The 17,695-nt window shown below is 71.4% G+C and carries 16 protein-coding genes and 1 pseudogene; 3 read left to right on the forward strand and 14 right to left on the reverse strand.

From position 1 onward, the window contains the following. Position 1: 1 nt before the first annotated feature. From ACFZAX_RS03895 to ACFZAX_RS03930, 8 genes and pseudogenes are all read right to left on the reverse strand, one after another. A complete protein-coding gene (locus tag ACFZAX_RS03895) occupies positions 2-1,162 on the reverse strand; it encodes an aminotransferase class I/II-fold pyridoxal phosphate-dependent enzyme (RefSeq protein WP_390958801.1) in 1,161 nt (386 codons plus the stop codon). Positions 1,163-1,357: 195 nt separating this feature from the next. Further along, positions 1,358-2,380, reverse strand: coding sequence for a class II fructose-bisphosphate aldolase (fbaA, locus tag ACFZAX_RS03900; RefSeq protein WP_390958803.1), 1,023 nt, complete (start codon positions 2,378-2,380; stop codon positions 1,358-1,360). A 204-nt stretch (positions 2,381-2,584) separates the two neighbouring features. After that, the gene (gene pyrE / locus ACFZAX_RS03905) at positions 2,585-3,124 is read right to left on the reverse strand and encodes an orotate phosphoribosyltransferase (protein WP_390958805.1); all 540 of its coding nucleotides are present in this window, start codon (positions 3,122-3,124) and stop codon (positions 2,585-2,587) included. A 32-nt stretch (positions 3,125-3,156) separates the two neighbouring features. Beyond that, positions 3,157-3,948: an aldose 1-epimerase gene (locus ACFZAX_RS03910; protein WP_390958807.1), complete on the reverse strand. Its 792-nt coding sequence runs from the start codon at positions 3,946-3,948 to the stop codon at positions 3,157-3,159. A gap of 21 nt (positions 3,949-3,969) precedes the next feature. After that, positions 3,970-4,917: an SRPBCC domain-containing protein gene (locus ACFZAX_RS03915; protein WP_390958809.1), complete on the reverse strand. Its 948-nt coding sequence runs from the start codon at positions 4,915-4,917 to the stop codon at positions 3,970-3,972. Between the two features lie 33 nt (positions 4,918-4,950). Then, entirely contained in the window at positions 4,951-6,552 is a 1,602-nt protein-coding gene (locus ACFZAX_RS03920; RefSeq protein WP_390958811.1) for a polyamine aminopropyltransferase, read from the reverse strand. Positions 6,553-6,876: 324 nt separating this feature from the next. Further along, positions 6,877-7,389 (reverse strand): annotated as a pseudogene (locus tag ACFZAX_RS03925) (DUF2617 family protein); the annotation flags it as partial. Positions 7,390-7,736: 347 nt separating this feature from the next. Next, positions 7,737-8,060: a hypothetical protein gene (locus ACFZAX_RS03930; RefSeq protein ID WP_390958813.1), complete on the reverse strand. Its 324-nt coding sequence runs from the start codon at positions 8,058-8,060 to the stop codon at positions 7,737-7,739. 177 nt (positions 8,061-8,237) lie between these two features. Between ACFZAX_RS03930 and ACFZAX_RS03935 the strand changes: the two genes are divergently transcribed. Further along, positions 8,238-9,404: a pyridoxal phosphate-dependent aminotransferase gene (locus ACFZAX_RS03935; RefSeq protein WP_390958815.1), complete on the forward strand. Its 1,167-nt coding sequence runs from the start codon at positions 8,238-8,240 to the stop codon at positions 9,402-9,404. Between the two features lie 112 nt (positions 9,405-9,516). Here ACFZAX_RS03935 and ACFZAX_RS03940 read toward each other — a convergent pair whose 3' ends face one another. Together ACFZAX_RS03940 and clpB are read right to left on the reverse strand one after the other, a co-directional pair. After that, positions 9,517-10,077 (reverse strand): YbjN domain-containing protein, encoded by a 561-nt coding sequence (locus ACFZAX_RS03940; protein WP_390958817.1) that lies wholly within the window; start codon positions 10,075-10,077, stop codon positions 9,517-9,519. A 584-nt stretch (positions 10,078-10,661) separates the two neighbouring features. Then, positions 10,662-13,277, reverse strand: a complete 2,616-nt coding sequence (clpB, locus tag ACFZAX_RS03945; protein WP_390958819.1) for an ATP-dependent chaperone ClpB — start codon at positions 13,275-13,277, stop codon at positions 10,662-10,664. Positions 13,278-13,447: 170 nt separating this feature from the next. Here clpB and ACFZAX_RS03950 point away from each other — a divergent pair, with 170 nt between their 5' ends. Further along, positions 13,448-13,852, forward strand: a complete 405-nt coding sequence (locus ACFZAX_RS03950) for a pyridoxamine 5'-phosphate oxidase family protein (protein ID WP_390958820.1) — start codon at positions 13,448-13,450, stop codon at positions 13,850-13,852. Between the two features lie 201 nt (positions 13,853-14,053). On the opposite strand, the gene ACFZAX_RS03955 is transcribed toward ACFZAX_RS03950, so the two are convergent. Continuing rightward, on the reverse strand, positions 14,054-14,374 hold the full coding sequence (locus ACFZAX_RS03955) for a (2Fe-2S)-binding protein (RefSeq protein WP_275492963.1): 321 nt from the start codon (positions 14,372-14,374) through the stop codon (positions 14,054-14,056). Further along, complete coding sequence (locus tag ACFZAX_RS03960) at positions 14,371-14,772, reverse strand: hypothetical protein (protein ID WP_390958822.1); 402 nt, start codon at positions 14,770-14,772, stop codon at positions 14,371-14,373. Before ACFZAX_RS03960 ends, ACFZAX_RS03955 begins: the two co-directional genes overlap by 4 nt. A gap of 140 nt (positions 14,773-14,912) precedes the next feature. On the opposite strand from ACFZAX_RS03960, the gene ACFZAX_RS03965 reads away from it, so the two are divergent. Further along, positions 14,913-15,896 carry a helix-turn-helix transcriptional regulator gene (locus ACFZAX_RS03965; protein ID WP_390958823.1) on the forward strand — a complete coding sequence of 328 codons (984 nt, stop codon included), beginning with the start codon at positions 14,913-14,915 and terminating at the stop codon, positions 15,894-15,896. Between the two features lie 110 nt (positions 15,897-16,006). Here the strand turns inward: ACFZAX_RS03965 and ACFZAX_RS03970 are convergent, their stop codons facing one another. After that, entirely contained in the window at positions 16,007-16,453 is a 447-nt protein-coding gene (locus tag ACFZAX_RS03970) for a heat shock protein transcriptional repressor HspR (RefSeq protein WP_390958825.1), read from the reverse strand. Position 16,454: 1 nt separating this feature from the next. Then, positions 16,455-17,648, reverse strand: coding sequence for a molecular chaperone DnaJ (gene dnaJ, locus ACFZAX_RS03975; RefSeq protein WP_390958827.1), 1,194 nt, complete (start codon positions 17,646-17,648; stop codon positions 16,455-16,457). Between the last annotated feature and the right edge of the window lie 47 nt (positions 17,649-17,695).

Here is a 17,695-nt window from a genome sequence, read left to right on the forward strand (position 1 = left end):
GCTACCGCAGCGAGCGGATCGCCCGGACCAGCGCGTCGACGCCTGCCTCCGCCTTGGTGCGCGGGCAACCGACGTTGAGCCGTACGAAGCCGGTCGAGCCGTAGACCCCGCCCGGCATGATGGCGACCTTCTCCCGCTCGATCAGCACCCGCTGGAGGGCGTCGTCGTCCAGGCCGAGCGGCCTCAGGTCGATCCAGGCGAGGTAACCGGCCTGCGGCGGGCGCCAGTCCAGCTCCGGGAAGGCGGCGCGCAGCCGCTCCTCGACCAGGGCGAGGTTCCCGGCGATGTACGCGCGCAGTTCGTCGAGCCAGGGCCCGCACTCCCGGTACGCGGTGATGTGGGCGGTCAGCGCGAGTACCGCCGGGGACTCCAGCCCCTCGGCCGTGGCCATCCGCCGCAGATACTCGGCCCGGTCCGCCGGGTCGCCGATCAGACCGTAGGAGCCGCTCAGCCCGGGGAAGTTGAAGGACTTCGACCCGGAGGTGATGAGCGCCCAGCCCACGGGGCCCCGGTCCGCCACCCGGGTCCACGGCACGTGGTGGTGCCCCTCGTGCGCGAAGTCCGCGTGGATCTCGTCGCTGATCACCCGCACGTCGTGGAGCGCGGCCAGCTCCGCCATCCGTGTGAGCTCGGCCTCCGTCCACACCCGCCCCGTGGGGTTCTGCGGCGAGCAGAGCAGCAGCACCTTCGCGTCCGGGCGGGCGAGTTCCCGCTCCAGGGCCGCGTCGTCACCGACCGGCACCCCGCGCATCTCGCGCCCCAGGCCGAGGATCGCCTTGCGGAAACCGTCGTACGTCGGGGTGTGGGTGACCACCGCGTCACCGGCCCCGGTCCACATCCGCAGCAGCTGGGAGAGCTGGTTGAGCACCGAGGGGCCGTAGACGAGCTGCCCGGTGTCGATGGCGGTGCCGTAGCGGGTGGCGAACCAGTGGGCGATCGCCGAACGGAAGTCGTCCTGCTGCCAGTCGGTGTACCCGAACACCCCGTGGTCGATCCGGTCGCGCAGCGCGTCCAGCACCTCGGGCGCGGTCCGGAAGTCCATGTCGGAGATGGTGAACGGCAGCAGCCCGTCCACCCCGAACCGGTCGGCGACCCCGTCCCACTGCACGCTCCAGGTACCCCGGCGGTCGACGACGGCGTCGAAATCGTAGGACGGACTCACAGCGGTGCCTCACACGGTTCGGTCGTACAGATGGTTCGGTCGTTCACGGTTCGTACGGCCGCACGCAGGCGCCGCCTGTCGGTCGGGGGCGCACCGGCGGCCGCACATGCCACGGGCCCGACCTCACCGGGGATCACCCAGGAGCATCGGGCCCACGACGACGCGGTACGGGACCCTGCGGCCCCGTACCCGCGCCTACTTCAGCTTCGTGCCCGTGGAGCGCAGGTTGGCGCAGGCCTCGGTGACACGCACGGCCATGCCCGCCTCGGCGGACTTGCCCCAGGTGCGGGGGTCGTACGTCTTCTTGTCGCCGACCTCGCCGTCGACCTTCAGCACGCCGTCGTAGTTGCGGAACATGTGGTCCGCGATCGGGCGGGTGAAGGCGTACTGGGTGTCGGTGTCGAGGTTCATCTTCACGACGCCGTTCTCCAGCGCGGTGGCGATCTCCTGCGCGGTGGAGCCGGAGCCGCCGTGGAAGACGAAGTCGAACGGGGAGGTCTTGCCGTACTTGGCGCCGACGCCCTCCTGGAGGTCCTTCAGGAGCTCGGGGCGGAGCACGACGTTGCCCGGCTTGTAGACGCCGTGGACGTTGCCGAAGGAGGCGGCCAGCAGGTAGCGGCCCTTCTCACCCAGGCCGAGCGCCTCGGCGGTGCGCAGCGCGTCGTCGACGGTGGTGTACAGCTCGTCGTTGATCTCGTGCGTGACGCCGTCCTCCTCGCCGCCGGTCGGGGTGATCTCGACCTCAAGGATGATCTTGGCGGCGGCAGCCTTGGCGAGCAGCTCCTGACCGATGGCCAGGTTGTCCGCGAGGGTCTCGGCCGAGCCATCCCACATGTGGGACTGGAACAGCGGGTTGAGGCCCTTGGCGACGCGCTCGGCGGAGATGTCGAGCAGCGGGCGGACATAGCCGTCCAGCTTGTCCTTGGGGCAGTGGTCGGTGTGCAGCGCGACGGTGATGTCGTACTTGGCGGCGACGATGTGCGCGAACTCGGCGAGGGCCACGGCGCCCGTCACCATGTCCTTGTTGTACTGGCCGCCCAGGAACTCCGCACCACCGGTGGAGATCTGGACGATGCCGTCGCTCTCGGCCTCGGCGAAACCGCGCAGAGCCGCGTGGAGCGTCTGGGTCGAGGTCACGTTGATGGCCGGGTAGGCGAACTTGCCTGCCTTCGCCCGGTCGAGCATCTCGGCGTAGACCTCGGGGGTTGCGATGGGCATCTGTCCGCTCCTTGGGATGTGCGGGTGTGCAGTGCTGGTCCCTGACCTGGGGGCGACGTCATCGTCGTGCCCATCTTCCCAGACTCCCGCGGGGACTCCACCCGGAGGACCCCCGTAGAAACGGGGCCGGGGCGCACCGTTTCACGTGAAACGGTGCGCCCCGAAGAAAACCGCAGGTCAGAGGAGTAACTTCCCCTGACTGGCTCAGGCCAGGTCGAGATCGGCGACCGAGTAGACGTGCAGGTACGGCAGTCCCGCCTCGGCGATGGCCGGGGCGGCGCCCCGCTCCACGATCACGGCCACGGCGACGACCTCGCCACCGGCCTCACGGACGGCCTCGACGGCGGTCAGCGGCGACCCACCGGTGGTCGAGGTGTCCTCGACCACCAGGCAGCGGCGGCCCTTGACGTCGGTGCCCTCGATGCGGCGCTGCATCCCGTGCGCCTTCTGCGCCTTGCGGACGACGAAGGCGTCCAGCGACTCACCGCGCGCGGCGGAGGCGTGCAGCATCGAGGTGGCGACCGGGTCGGCGCCCAGGGTCAGACCGCCGACGCAGTCGTAGTCGAGCTCGGCGGTGGCGTCGAGCATGACCTGGCCGACCAGCGGCGCGGCCTTGCCGTCCAGCGTGATCCGGCGCAGGTCGATGTACCAGTCGGCTTCCAGCCCCGAGGAGAGGGTCACCTTGCCGTGCACCACGGCCTTGTCCTTGATCTGCTGGAGCAGGTCAGCGCGTACGTCAGTCATACCGTCGAGAGTACGTGGCGGGGCAGGCCTCCTCAGAGCCGAGCCCAGCTCCAGGTGGTCTCCATCTCCAGCGGCTCGATCGGCGTGACCAGACGCGGGGTGGAATTCAGCCCGTTCGGCGGGCCGGACTGCGGCTCCACACAGAGCGCCTCGTCCTGCTCGTCGTAGATCACGACCCACTCGTCGCGGCTGGTGACGGTCAGCTCCAGCTGCTCCGGCCAGGTGACCGTGGCCTTCACACCCTCCGGCATCCCGAAGCAGTCGTCCCACGGCCCGGGGAGCGGGTCGATCCTGCGGCCGGTCGGCATGTGGTCCGCGCCGCGCTCCTCCTGCCAGGCGGCGTCGAAGGAGAGCCGGGCGTCCTGGCCGCCGATGTTGCGCAGGAACCAGGGGTGCCAGCCGGCCTGGGCCGGGAAGGAATCGCCATACGTCTCCACGGACATGCGGATCGTCAGGGCGTCCCCGGAGAGTTCGAAGGTCTGCGTCACCCGCCCCTGGTACGGCCACGGTTCGGCGAGGTCGTAGTAGAAGGCGGCTTCGCCCTCCAGCTCCCGCGCGGTGGTCCAGGAGGTGTCGCGGCCGGTGCCGTGGATGGCGTGCGGCGGGGAATTGAGCGGCAGGGTGTGCACCGTGTCGCCGTTGCGGAACTCGCCGTACGCGGTTCTCCCGACCCAGGGCACCATGGGGAAGCAGCCGTACCGCTCGCCCTGGCGCAGCAGTTCGGTGCCCCCGATCCGCAGGCTGGTGATCCGGCACCCACGGACGGGGTCGATGGTCAACTCGGCGTCGCCGGCGGTCAGCCGGATGCTCTTCTCACTACTCACGGAACGACCCTACTGGCGCGGTCACCCACGGCGCCGCAGTGCCCGCCCCACGACCACGGCGGAGGCGATGGCGAGAGCCGCCGCCGGGGCCACCCACCGCAGGGTGGAGGAGGCGGTGGTGGTCTCCGGCGAGGGCACGGGGGCGTACCGGCCGCGCGGCGGCGCGTGGTCCACCTCCTCGGCGCTCCGCCCGATCATGGTGCGCCGGGCGTGCGCGGCCTCGGCGGGAGGTTCGTCGGGGACGGCGAACTCGATGCCGGCGCCCGCGTCGAGCGAGGGGGGCGGCACCGGGGCGTCGAAGAGGGACCCCGTGCCCGCACCGGCCGGGGCGTCGGTGTCGCCCCCGTCGGGACGCGTCTCCGCGTCCGCCTGCGCCTCGATACCGGTGCTGCTGTCGGTGTCCTCGTACGAAGCGGGGCCAGGAGGCGTCTCGGCTGGAGGCGCCTCGGCGGAAGGCGTCCCGGTGGGCCCTGACGCCTCTCCCGCCTCGCCGGCCCCCGGCGTCCCGTGCGCCTCGTGGACGGCGAGGCTCTCCGTGACGAGCTGCTGGGTGAAGCGGTCGAGCAGCCGGCGGGCGGCGACGCGGACGGCCTCGGCGTCCAGCTCCGCCAGCCGGCCGTCGCCGGTGGCGGTGCCCGTGTAGCGGATCGTCGTACCGGAAGTGCCCTCTTCCTCGCTCCCGGTGTCCCGCAGGGTGATCGTCAGGGCCAGCTTCACCGCGCCGGCACCCCGGGCGGCGGTGCCCTCCCCGGTGACGGAGACGGTGTCCTCGCCCGTCGCGGTGAGCTCCAGGGCGCCCCGGTAGGTGATCGTGTGGCCGCCCACGCGGAACCTCAGCCGGCCGGCGAGCGCCTCGGACGCGGCGGCGTCCTGCTGGAGGGAGGGGACGCAGCGCGCCACCCTGACGGGATCGCCGAGCGCGCTCCGCAGGGACGCGACCGGAACCGGAACGAACACCTCATGCTCCATGGATCCGAGCCTACTCACGCTCCGCCCCTCGCGTCAGGTCTCCGAGGCGTAGCGCGGATGCAGCAACGTGGACGGCGGCTGCCCCGGCAGCCGCATCGCCTCCGCGGCCCGGCCGGCCGCCGCCAGGCCCTCCGCGCCGAGGGACCGCAGGGCCGGGGTTCCCGGGCCGAGCCCGAGCACCGGCGGGGCACCGCCCGGGGCCGCCAGCACGAAGCCCCAGTCCTCCTCGGCGCCCGTGTCGCCCGGCACCCGGTCCGGACTCGCGCCGAACCCGGTACGCCGCCCGAGGATCCGGTACGGCCGGGTGGCCATGCCCGCCGCGTGCACGGTGGCGTCCACCGTCCAGTAGGTGCGCGGGCGCTTCCCCGGCGGTCCCGCGTGGACCACGAACCGGCCGCCCGGGGCGACCGCCCGCCTGACCAGGCCGTAGAACTCGGCGGAGTACAGCTTGGTGCTCGCGGTGATCCCCGGGTCGGGCAGATCGGATATGACCACGTCGTAGCGGTCGTGCGCGGTCCGCAGCCAGGCGAACGCGTCCGCGTTGACGGCCGTCAGCCGCGGGTCCGCGTAGGCCCGGCCGTTGAGCGAGGAGAGCGCGGGGTCCCTGCGGGCCAGCCGGGTGACCCCCGGATCCAGCTCGACCACCGTCACCCGGGCCACGTCGGGGTAGCGCAGCACCTCGCGGGCGGCCAGACCGTCACCGCCGCCGAGCACCAGGACCCGGGCGTGCGGCCCGCGCATCGCGGGGTGCACGAGTGCTTCGTGGTACCGGGCCTCGTCGCGGGCGCTGACCCGGAGCCGGCCGTCGAGGTAGAGGTCCAGGGTGTCGCGCCCGGAGCCGGTGAGGACGATCTCCTGCACCCCCGTCTGCACCGCGACCCGCACCTCGCCCCCGTACACCGCCCGGCGCGCGGCCCGCTCGAAGTCGTCCACCAGCACGGTCGCGGTGGCCAGCAGAGCCATCGCGCAGACCCCGGCGAGGACGAGGAGCCACCGGGACCGGGCGGTGAGGTCGCGGCGGAAGAGCCAGAGGATCAGGGCCCCGCCCGCCGCCGCGTTGACCGCCCCCGTGAACAGCGCGCCGGTCAGCTGCCCCAGCATCGGCAGCAGCAGGAAGGGGAAGGCGAGCCCGCCGACCAGGGCGCCCACGTAGTCCGCCGCGAAGAGGTCCGCGACGGTGCCGCCCGCGTCCTGCCGGTCGACCCGCTGGATCAGCGTCATCAGCAGCGGGATCTCCGCCCCGATCAGGACGCCGATCGCCACCGAGAAGCCGACCAGCGCGACGCGCGACTCCCCGAGCCAGGCGAAGGAGGCGTAGAGCACGAGGGCGGAGAACCCGCCGACCAGCGCGAGCGCCACCTCGATCAGGGCGAAGCCGACGGCCGCGTGGCAGCGCAGACGTTTCGCGAGCAGCGAGCCGATGCCCATCGCGAAGACCATCACGGAGAGCACCACCGAGGCCTGCGTCACGGAGTCGCCGATCAAGTACGAAGCCATGGCGACCAGTTCGAGCTCGTACACCAGACCGCAGGCTGCGCAGACGAACACGGAGGCCAGCACGAGGAAGCGGCCGGTCCGCGGGCGTACGGGAAGGGGCGCCGCGCCCCCGAGAAGGGGCACCTGCTGGTCGATCATGCTCGGAACGCTACGTCACGATTCGTTCGCACCCTGTCACCCGCAAGGGTGCACCTGAGGCTCCGCAGCGAGCGCCCGGCGCGTGCCGGCCATCTCCCGGCGCACGCCAACACCCCGCACGCCGCACGCTTTTCGGTCACCTCAGCGCACCAGAGCGGGCGCACCGGCCCCGGTGGAGACGGCGGACACCCCGGACACGGCCGAAGCGACCGGAAAGGCCGTAGCCATCAGGGGAGTTGCACGCTCCACGAACGCCGGAACACTGCCCGCGTCCGCCCCCGGCCCCGCGCCCACCCCTGCCCGGGGCGCCACCACACCGCTCGGCGGCGCCGGAATCCGCACTCCGAACCGGGTCCGCGTGGCGACCAACTGCCCTTCCTGCGGGTACGCGTGCCAGGTACGCCACCGGACCTGCCCCTCCGAACACTGGGCCAGCATCGCGGTGAAGGCGTACGGGCTGCCCGGAAAGGTGCCCGCCAGCCCGTGCGGGTGCTCGGCCACCAGGGCGAGCAACTCCTGTGCACGCGCGGCGAACTGCCCCTCGTTGAGGGTCTCCACGCGTGCGGCGAACTCGTACTCCCGGTCGCCGAGCTGCTCGGCCACCCCCAGCGGCAGCGGGGTACGCGTGCCCGGGAGGCAGGCCACGGTCTCCGAGCAGGTACGGCCGCCCTCCTCCAACAGGACCTGGTGAGAAGCGCCGAGCAGCCTCAACTGCATGGTAGCGCAGCCGAGCTGGAGATCCAGCACGGCGAGGGCGGGCAGCGGCTCCTTGCCGAGCGCCCACGCCAGGTCGGCAGCGCGGGTGTCGGAATAGGCCGTCTGGAGGGACGTGAGCATGGGTCGGCTCCGCAAACGCAGGGACACATGAGCAGGGGGCGCCGCCGGAGGAGGGACGAGGGGAGGAGGGAGGCGCCAGATCCGGCCCAACTGGGGTCCGTGGGCTGAAATGTTCTGTCAAACGAGGGAATCACGAACTACGCCGCACTCACCGCGTTTTTGACCAACTTGACGTGGTTTCCATCCCCTGGGGGGCAATACAGCTCAACTGTTCAACCAGAAAGCCCCCGTGTGCCGGCGACGGCACGGAAGATCCACAACACGACGGGGCCCGGCCGGAGTTGATCACTCCGTCCGGACCCCGCGTTCCCACCCCGTGAGTACCCGCCCGGCGTACCGGACCCGCGTCAGCTGCCGCCGCCGCAGCCCCCACCGCCGCCGCACGAGGACCCTCCGCCGCACGAGTGCCCGCCCCCGCACGAGTGCCCGCCCGAGTGGCTGGAACCGCCGTCCCCGGACGAGCCGCCGTCACCGGCCCACCAGCTGTCCCCGGACGACCGCCCGCGCCCCCGCGAACGGCGCGCCTTCTTCGTGCTGACCGTGTACCCGCGCGGTCCGCTCCGGAGCACGGACCCGCCGGACGCCGGCAGGTTCCTCCCCGACCACCTCACGGCCGTCACGACGACCCCCGCCACCGCCAGCGCGATCAGCGCCATCAGGACGTACGTCATGCCCCCACATCCTTCCGTCCCCCGTGGCGGCCCCCGCCGCCTCCGCATACCGATCCGGATGTCTGCGGGATGCCCCGCCCGCATCCGCGCGAAAGCGGACTTGAGCAACTCCAGAGCTTGCCGACAGGATGACCACGGGTCCCGGAAACGCCGGCCCGCATCGAGGACGGTGGAGAGATGAGCCGCAGGCCACTGCTGAACCGCAGGCTGGACGGGCACGGGACGACGATCTTCGCGGAGATGTCGGCCCTGGCGCTCACGACCGGAGCCATCAACCTGGGGCAGGGCTTCCCCGACACCGACGGCCCCGAGGAGGTCCGCGAGGCCGCGGTCCGCGCCCTGCGCGACGGCAAGGGCAACCAGTACCCGCCGGGCCCGGGCATCCCCGAACTCCGTACGGCCGTCGCCGGCCACCAGCGCCGGTTCTACGGCCTCACCTTCGACCCGGACACCGAGGTCCTGGTCACCGCGGGCGCCACCGAGGCCATCGCCGCGAGCATGCTGGCCCTCCTGGAGCCGGGCGACGAGGTCATCGCCTTCGAGCCCTTCTACGACTCGTACGCGGCGTGCATCGCCATGGCCGGCGGCGTCCGCGTCCCCCTCACCCTGCGCGCCCCGGACTTCCGCCCCGACCTGGACGCGCTCCGGGACGCCATCACCCCGCGCACCCGGCTGCTCCTCCTGAACAGCCCGCACAACCCGACCGGCATGGTCCTCACCCGCGAGGAACTGTCCGCCATCGCCGGACTCGCCGTCGAGCACGACCTCCTGGTCGTCACCGACGAGGTCTACGAGCACCTCGCCTTCGACGGGGACCACGTGCCCCTCATCTCCCTGCCCGGGATGCGCGACCGGACGGTCTCGATCTCCTCGGCCGGCAAGACGTTCTCGTTCACCGGCTGGAAGATCGGCTGGGTCACCGGCTCCGCAGCCCTGGTCACCGCAGTCCGCACCGCGAAGCAGTACCTCACCTTCGTGAGCGGCGGCCCCCTCCAGTACGCCGTGGCCGAGGCCCTGGCCCTCCCCGACGCGTTCTTCACCGCCTTCCGCGAGGACCTGCGCGCCAAGCGCGACCTCCTCGTCACCGGCCTCACCGCCGCCGGCTTCGAGGCGTACCGGCCCCAGGGGACCTACTTCGTCACCACCGACGTCGCCCCCCTGGGCGAGAAGGACGGCATCGCCTTCTGCCGCGCCCTCCCGGAGCGCGCCGGCGTCGTGGCCGTCCCCAACTCCGTCTTCTACGACGACCAGGAGGCGGGCCGCACCCAGGTACGGTTCGCGTTCTGCAAGCGGGAGGAAGTGCTCCGGCAGGCCGTGGAGCGCCTCGGGAGGCTCGCGGTGTGACGGTGTCCCGCCCCAGCCCCGAAAACGCCGCCGGCCGGGTCGGCGGTCGTGGTGACCGCCGCCCCGGCCGGGCGCCGTGCGGGTGCGTCGTGCGGGTGCCGAGCGCGGCGGGTCAGCCCTCGGGCGTCTCGTCAGCGGACTCGGCGGACTCCTCGGTCTTGTCCTCGGCCGGCGCGAGGCCGAGGTGCTCGACGAGCCACTTGTCGAACTCGATGGAGGCGCGGACCCAGCTCACCGTGGAGGAGACGAAGTGCTCCAGGCTGACGCCCGTGCCGATGAGCATCTGCGCCTCACCGATCAGGCGGACCGAACCGGCCTCGCCCTCCTCGCCCTCGTGGGAGTGCGTGTAGACCTTGGGCCACAGGGTGCGGCGGTTCCAGTCGTCGATGGCGTCCAGCAGGACGGCCCGCTGGTCGAGGGCGTGCGGGCGGTCGTAGAACGTCCGCACCGAGAAGACCTGCTGGTCCGCCTCGCCGCGGAACATGAAGTACGTGCGGAACTCTTCCCACGGCGCCGCGAGGTCGCCCTCGTCGTCGACGACGAACTTGAGCTCCATCTGCTCCAGGAGCTGCTTGACGAGGTCCTGGTCAGGGACGACGGGGCCCTCCGGTCCTGCCGCCTGCGGTTCGGGCTGGCCCCCGAAATTAGGAATCGAGGACGGATCGATGCTCACCGTTATTTCCCTTCGTGCGGTTGTACGCCATCCTCCCCCATGGCGGGCGGGGAATGGCAACCCCCGGCGGGGCCGATCCGCTCCCGGCGGACAACATGGTCCGCCTGCCGCGCGAACGGGGAACGCTTCGCCACCGGCCAACGTCTTCCAGGGCCGGAGCCGGGACCGGCGCACGGGAGGCACATCGTGGACAGCAGAGACAGACAGGACCTACCCCGGAAAGCCCAGGAGCCCCCGAGAACCGGGGAAGCGCGGGGAGACCAGGACCCGCACGGCCCACAGGGGCAGCCGGAGCAGCCCCCAAGCGGGAACTGACCGCCTGGCTGGATTCGGCCTTCCCCGACGCCGGGGACACGGGCTCCACGCGGAGTCCTGCGGCGAGGACGTCGACGCCTGCATGGAGCTGGACCTGGCCGACCCGCCACCGTACGGGGCGGTGGCCGCCGACCTGACGGTCGTGTACGAGGACGGCGGAACCGTCCTCGTACACTTCCGCCCCTTCGACGTCTGACCGACGCTTCAGCCGCACCGGCCCGAAGGGCCGTACCGCTCTCAGCCGCACCGGACCGGAGCCCGAGCCGGCCTCAGCGCGCCGCCCCGACGATCAGACCGGTGTCCCCGCCTGCCTCGCCGTCCCCGAACACGTCCACGCGTACGGTGTCGCCGTCCGCGATCTCGCCCGCGAGGATCTCCCGGGCGAGCTGGTCGCCGATCGCCGTCTGGATGAGGCGGCGCAGCGGCCGGGCGCCGTAGGCCGGGTCGTTGCCCTTCTCGGCGAGCCAGGCCAGGGCGGCCGGGGTGACGTCGAGGGTGAGCTGCCGGTCGGCGAGCCGCTTGGCGAGGCGGCCGATCTGGAGCCCCGCGATGTGGGCGAGCTCGTCTCCGGTGAGCGCGGAGAAGACGACCAGGTCGTCCAGCCGGTTCAGGAACTCCGGCTTGAACGAGGCCCGTACGACCTCCAGCACCCGGTCCTTCTTCGCCTCGGGCTTGAGCAGCGGGTCGACCAGGAACTGGCTGCCGAGGTTGGACGTCAGGATCAGGATGGTGTTGCGGAAGTCCACCGTCCGGCCCTGGCCGTCCGTGAGCCGGCCGTCGTCCAGCACCTGGAGCAGGATGTCGAAGACCTCCGGGTGCGCCTTCTCCACCTCGTCCAGCAGGACGACGCTGTACGGGCGGCGGCGGACCGCCTCCGTGAGCTGGCCGCCCTCCTCGTAACCGACGTAGCCGGGCGGCGCGCCGACGAGCCGGGCGACGCTGTGCTTCTCGCTGTACTCGCTCATGTCGACGCGGACCATGGCCCGTTCGTCGTCGAAGAGGAAGTCCGCCAGCGCCTTCGCGAGCTCCGTCTTGCCGACGCCGGTGGGGCCGAGGAAGAGGAACGAGCCGGTGGGCCGGTCCGGGTCGGCGATCCCGGCCCGGGTGCGGCGTACCGCGTCGGACACCGCGCGGACGGCTTCGCCCTGGCCGATCAGACGCTTGCCGAGCTCCTCCTCCATCCGCAGCAGCTTCTGCGTCTCGCCCTCCAGCAGCCGGCCGGCCGGGATGCCCGTCCAGGCACCGACCACGTCGGCGATGTCGTCGGAGCCGACCTCGTCCTTGACCAGGGTCTCCTTGGGCGTCTCGGCCGCCACCTGCTCGGCCTCGGTGGCTTCCTCCAACTCGCGTTCCAGACCGGGGATCTCGCCGTAGAGAAGCTTGGACGCGGTGTCGAAGTCGCCGTCGCGCTGGGCGCGTTCGGCCTGGCCGCGCAGGTCGTCGAGGCGTTCCTTCAGCTCACCGACCCGGTTGAGGCCCTGCTTCTCCTTCTCCCAGCGGGCGGTGAGTCCGCGCAGCTCCTCCTCCTTGTCGGCGAGGTCGCGGCGGAGCTTCTCCAGCCGCTGCCGGGAGGCGGCGTCGGTCTCGTTCTTCAGCGCCAGCTCCTCCATGTGGAGGCGGTCCACGGCGCGCTGCAGCTCGTCGATCTCGACGGGCGAGGAGTCGATCTCCATGCGCAGCCGGGAGGCGGCCTCGTCCACGAGGTCGATCGCCTTGTCCGGGAGGAAGCGGGAGGTGATGTAGCGGTCGGACAGGGTCGCGGCGGCCACCAGCGCGGCGTCCGCGATGGAGACCTTGTGGTGCGCTTCGTAGCGCCCCTTGAGTCCGCGCAGGATCGCGATGGTGTCCTCGACGCTGGGCTCGGCGACCAGCACCTGCTGGAAGCGGCGTTCCAGGGCGGGGTCCTTCTCGATCCGCTCGCGGTACTCGTCGAGCGTGGTCGCGCCGACCATCCGCAGCTCGCCCCGGGCCAGCATGGGCTTGAGCATGTTGCCCGCGTCCATGGCGGAGTCGCCGCCGGCTCCGGCGCCGACGACGGTGTGCAGCTCGTCGATGAAGGTGATGACCTTGCCGTCGCTCTCCTTGATCTCGGAGAGGACGGTCTTCAGCCGTTCCTCGAACTCGCCGCGGTACTTCGCACCCGCGACCATCGCCCCGAGGTCGAGGGAGACCAGCCGCTTGTCGCGCAGCGACTCGGGCACGTCGCCCTTGACGATGCGCTGGGCGAGCCCCTCGACGACGGCGGTCTTGCCGACGCCGGGTTCGCCGATGAGGACCGGGTTGTTCTTCGTACGGCGCGACAGCACCTGTACGACGCGGCGGATCTCCTGGTCCCGGCCGATGACCGGGTCGAGTTTGCCCTCACGGGCCGCGGCCGTGAAGTCGGTGCCGAACTTCTCCAGGGCCTTGTACTGACCCTCCGGGTCGGGTGTGGTCACCCGTCGCCCTCCCCTGCTCTTCTCGAACGCGGCCAGCAGCTTCTTCGCACCGGCCCCCTGTGCCCCGAGGATCTCACCGGCCCGGCCGCCCTTCTCGGCGACCGCGATCAGCAGGTGCTCGGTGGAGACGTACTCGTCCCCGAGGTCCTTCGCGCGGCGCGCGGCGTCCTCGACGACGGCGAGCAGCTCGCGGTTGGGCTGCGGCGGTGCCACGGTGGAACCGGTGACGCTGGGCAGCGCACCGAGCAGCCGCTCGGTCTCCGTGCGTACGGTGGCCTGGTCGGCCTCCACGGCGGCCAGCAGATCGATGATGTTCTCGTTGTCCTCGCCCGCGAGCAGCGCGAGCAGCAGGTGGGCGGGGGTGAGATCGGGGTGTCCGTCCTTCACGGCCCTGCCGGTGGCCGCGGTGAGGGCGTCCCTGCTCTTGTTCGTCAGCTCGGCGTCCACGTGCGCTGTCTCCTCCTCAACGATCGCGACTTGTCCAGGCTCTCCACCTGGCCCATGCTTCGACCAACGTGCACAAAGTTGAGTCTATTCCACTCAAGGCTGTTGATCGAGCGGACCGGGCCCGGCCGGGGCGGGGGAACACGTCGCGGGGCGGCTCATACGCTTCGGCCATGGCCGTCGACGTGCGCAACCCCAGCCCCGAGTACCTCGCCTTCTGGCGCGAGTACCACCTCTGCACCCTGACCACCCTTCGCCCGGACGGCACCCCGCACGTGGTGCCCGTCTGCGTGACGTACGACCCCGGGGCGGGGCTGGCCCGCATCATCACCGACGGCGCCAGCCGCAAGGTCGCCCACATCCGGGCGGCGGGGCCCGAGGGGGCACGGGTCGCGGTCTGCCAGATGCACCGCGCGCGCTGGGCGACGCTGGAGGGCCTCGCGACGATCCGTACGGAGCGGGAGGTCGTCGAGGACGCCGAACGCCGCCACACCGAGCGGTACGGACGCGAACCGAGGGTCAACCCGACCCGCGTCGTGATCGAGATCGCCCTGGACCGGGCACTGGGCCGCGCCTGAGCGACGCGCGCCTGAGCCACGTGCGTCGGAGCAGCGCGCCCGTCGGGAAGGGCCGGGCACGGCTCGGGCCGGCCCTGATCACGCGCCCGACGGGGACCGGAACGTCCCGGAGCAAGCACAACGGCGCCACCGTGTCAGGTCACGGTGGCGCCGCTGTGTGGGGGACAGCACTTGAGCGATGCTGTACTTCGGGGGAATCGCTCAAGCGCTTCGGGGGGTGGCGGAAATGGTCTCGGGGTCGAACAGTTCATGGTCGCGCTGGTCCAGATTGACGAAGATCATGCCGTACCTGACCGCGCAGCGGACGGGCTGTGGGGCGCCACGTGGCCTGCGCAGACAGCGGTAGGCGCGAATCTCTTCGCCCTCCTCCATCACGACGACTACAGGTTCACCGAGCAGGGTGACCATCAACGAGTCACCCGGGCCCGGCAGAGCGGTGAGCAGATCGACGAAGTGCCACCCCGAGCGATAGGCCGAGGCCATCTCACGCCGGAAGATCCGGTCGTCCGGCGGGGTGGTCATGCGTCTACGGAGGCCGGAAGCGAGTCCCAGCCGATGTCACCCTGGACCTTGGTCAACGAGTCCCAGCCGATGTCGGCCCGGACCGCGGCGAGCGAGTCCCAGCCGATGTCGCCCCGGACCTCGTTCAACGAGTCCCAGCCGATGTCGCCCTGCGTCTTGTTCGACGAGTCCCAGCCGATGTCGCCCTGCGCCTTGGCCAGCGAGTCCCAGCCGATGTCGCCCTGAACCTTGTTCAGTGAGTCCCAGCCGATGTCACCCGGCGTCCTCTGAGCCTCGTCGTCCCAGCCAATGTCCCCCGGGACAGCAGCCGCCTCACCGTCCCAGCCGATGTCGCCCGCGCCCACCAGCCCGAAACCCAAGGCCGCGACGAACGAGGCGGCAAGCACCGAGCGAAGCATTCGCTTATCCATAATCGGCTTCGTCCTCACTTGTGGATTCATCTCCCCCGCTCCTAAGACGATGTCTCACGCGACCCTGTGAACACCACAGAGTCGATGCATCATGTTCTTGCATGTTCAGGAACCTGGGGGGTGGAGAAATGATCACAAGCAACACAAAAACGACACATCCTCACGGGATCGCCGAACTGTGTGAGGACGGAAAGCGTCTCTATTCGGGCGCACTGCGCTCCGGACGCATCGCGCGCGACGAGGTCGAACCCGCGCCGTGCCTCATGGAGTTCGCCCTGCTGCACGCCGATCCCGACGACCCGAACTGGCTGCGGCCCGTACCGCCGTCCACCGCACTCGCGCAGCACGTGAACCCCCTGGAGCGCGAGATACAGGAGCGCAGACGGCACTCGGTCCGACTCACCCAGTCCTTCCAGCCCTTCATGGAGATCAGCGCCCAGGGGCCGCCGGCCACCCACGCCATCACCGTGCTGGAGGGCGTGAACCGTATCAACGGCGCACTGGACATCGCCACCGCGGAGTGCCGCACCGAGGTCCTCACCATCCAGCCCGGCGGCGGCCGGAACGAGGACCGGCTGGGCAAGGCGCTGGAGCGCGGCCTCTCCGTGGTGGACCGCGGCATCCGGATGCGGACGCTGTACCAGCACACGGTCCGCTACAGCCCCAGCACGCTGGCCTACGCCGAACGCATCGCCGACGTGAACGTGGAGATCCGGACGTCCGAGGAGCTCATCGAGCGGCTCATCGTCTTCGACCGCACCGTGGCCTTCATCCCGGCCCAGGACGACCGCCAGGTCGCGCTGGAACTCCGCCACCCGGGCCTGGTCGCCTATCTCGCGTCGGTCTTCGAGAAGTTCTGGACCCGCGCCACCCCGCTCCTGGAAGAGGTCCGGTACGAGCCCACGCCGGACGGCATCAGCGCCGTCCAGCGGTCCATCGCCCACCTCCTCGTCGAGGGGCACGTGGACGACTCGATCGCACGCCGGCTCGGGATGAACGTACGCACCTGCCGCGCGCACATCGCCAAGCTCGCCGCCACCCTCGGCAGCAGCAGCCGCGCCCAACTCGGCTTCCTGATAGCCCAGTCGGGCATCCTCAACGAGGACGGCTGACGGCCGCCACGGCACCGCGCGGCACCCCCGCACGACGGAAGGGCCCGCCTTCCACGATCACCGGAAGGCGGGCCGCACGCACGGGACGGGCGGCACGCGCCCGTCCGGCGTCAGTCCTTCGGCCGCTTGGGCCGCCAGACGACCAGCGCACTGGTCTGCTGCACGTCCTGGTACGGCACGAGGTCGCGCCGGTACGAGGCGTGCACCTGGGCCTCGGCCTGCCGCATGGCGACCGCCGCCCCGTCCACCGCGTCACTCAGCTCGACGACGCGCTGCTGGAGCGCGGCGACCTGGTTCTCCAGCTCGATGATGCGCTTGATGCCGGCCAGGTTGATGCCCTCGTCCTGCGACAACTGCTGGACGTTGCGGAGCAGTTCGATGTCACGGGCCGAGTAACGCCGTCCGCGGCCGGCCGTGCGGTCCGGGGAGACCAGGCCGAGGCGGTCGTACTGACGGAGCGTCTGCGGGTGCAGGCCCGAGAGCTGGGCCGCGATCGAGATCACGTACACCGGGGTCTCGTCGTTCAGTTCGTACGGATTACGTCGGCGGCCGTCCATCTCAAGCTCCCTTCGCGGCCTGGAACAGGTCGGCCCGCGGGTCCTGGACCGCGGTCGCCTTGCGGTAGGCCTCCAGCGCTTCTCTGGCTTCGTCGCCCAGCTCGGTGGGGACCGCGACCTCCACGGTGACGAGCAGGTCGCCCCGGGTGCCGTCCTTGCGCACGGCGCCCTTGCCACGGGCGCGCATCGTACGCCCGTTCGGGGTGCCGGCGGGGATCTTGAGGGTGACCGGAGGGCCACCGAGCGTGGGCACCTTCACCTCGCCGCCGAGCGCCGCCTCCGGGAAGGTGACGGGCACGGTGACCGTGAGGTTGTCGCCCTTGCGGCCGAAGACCGGGTGCGCGTCGACGTGCACGGCGACGTAGAGGTCGCCGGCCGGACCGCCGCGCTCGCCCTGGCCACCCTTGCCGCGGAGCCGGATGCGCTGCCCGTCGGAGACGCCCGCCGGGATGCGGACCTGCATGGTGCGGGCGGACTTGGCGCGTCCGCTGCCCTTGCAGACCTCACAGGGGTTCTCGGCGATCAGGCCGCGGCCCTTGCAGTCCACGCACGGGTCGGTGAGTGAGAACCCACCCCCGCTGCCGCGCGAGACCTGCCCCGTACCGACGCAGGTCGGGCAGACCCGCGGGGTACCGTTCTTGTCACCGGTGCCGGAGCACGCCTTGCAGGGTGCCTGGCTGGACATCCGCAGCGGGACCGTGGCCCCGTCGACGGCCTCGGTGAAGCTGAGCGTCACCTCGGTCTCGATGTCCTGTCCCCGGCGCGGCTGCACCCGGGTACCGGCGGCGCCGCCACCGCGGTTGAACAGCCCGCCGAACACGTCGCCGAGGCCGCCCCCGCCGCCGAATCCGCCGCCGCCCTGGCCGGGACCGCCCTGGGCACCTCCGAAGAGGTCGCCCAGGTCGAAGCCGCCGGGGAAACCGCCCCCGGCACCGGGACCGGGCCGGAACCCGCCGTTGCCGAAGAGGGCGCGCGCCTCGTCGTACTCCTTGCGCCGCTTGGGGTCCCCGAGGACGTCGTTCGCCTCGGAGATCTCCTTGAAGCGCTCCTCGGCCTTCGCGTCGCTCTTGTTGGCGTCCGGGTGGAACTCGCGGGCGAGCTTCCGGTACGCCTTCTTGATCTCGGCGTCGGTGGCGTCCTTCGGGACGCCGAGGACCTTGTAGTAGTCCTTCTCGACGAAGTCCTTCGTGCTCATCGACGTCCCTCCTTCCGGACGATCGGCCGTGGGCCTCTCGCGTACGA

The sequence above is a fragment of the Streptomyces sp. NPDC008125 genome (genome assembly GCF_042957125.1).
Taxonomy (GTDB): Bacteria; Actinomycetota; Actinomycetes; order Streptomycetales; family Streptomycetaceae; genus Streptomyces.

Coding starts and splice junctions, on each gene's coding strand:
- ACFZAX_RS03950 (WP_390958820.1), top strand. CDS start 13,448: ATGGCCGTCGACGTGCGCAACCCCAGCCCCGAGTACCTCGCCTTCTGG.
- ACFZAX_RS03970 (WP_390958825.1), bottom strand. CDS start 16,453: ATGGACGGCCGCCGACGTAATCCGTACGAACTGAACGACGAGACCCCG.
- ACFZAX_RS03935 (WP_390958815.1), top strand. CDS start 8,238: ATGAGCCGCAGGCCACTGCTGAACCGCAGGCTGGACGGGCACGGGACG.
- ACFZAX_RS03920 (WP_390958811.1), bottom strand. CDS start 6,552: ATGATCGACCAGCAGGTGCCCCTTCTCGGGGGCGCGGCGCCCCTTCCC.
- ACFZAX_RS03930 (WP_390958813.1), bottom strand. CDS start 8,060: ATGACGTACGTCCTGATGGCGCTGATCGCGCTGGCGGTGGCGGGGGTC.
- ACFZAX_RS03915 (WP_390958809.1), bottom strand. CDS start 4,917: ATGGAGCATGAGGTGTTCGTTCCGGTTCCGGTCGCGTCCCTGCGGAGC.
- ACFZAX_RS03960 (WP_390958822.1), bottom strand. CDS start 14,772: ATGCTTCGCTCGGTGCTTGCCGCCTCGTTCGTCGCGGCCTTGGGTTTC.
- ACFZAX_RS03955 (WP_275492963.1), bottom strand. CDS start 14,374: ATGACCACCCCGCCGGACGACCGGATCTTCCGGCGTGAGATGGCCTCG.
- ACFZAX_RS03965 (WP_390958823.1), top strand. CDS start 14,913: ATGATCACAAGCAACACAAAAACGACACATCCTCACGGGATCGCCGAA.
- pyrE (WP_390958805.1), bottom strand. CDS start 3,124: ATGACTGACGTACGCGCTGACCTGCTCCAGCAGATCAAGGACAAGGCC.
- fbaA (WP_390958803.1), bottom strand. CDS start 2,380: ATGCCCATCGCAACCCCCGAGGTCTACGCCGAGATGCTCGACCGGGCG.
- dnaJ (WP_390958827.1), bottom strand. CDS start 17,648: ATGAGCACGAAGGACTTCGTCGAGAAGGACTACTACAAGGTCCTCGGC.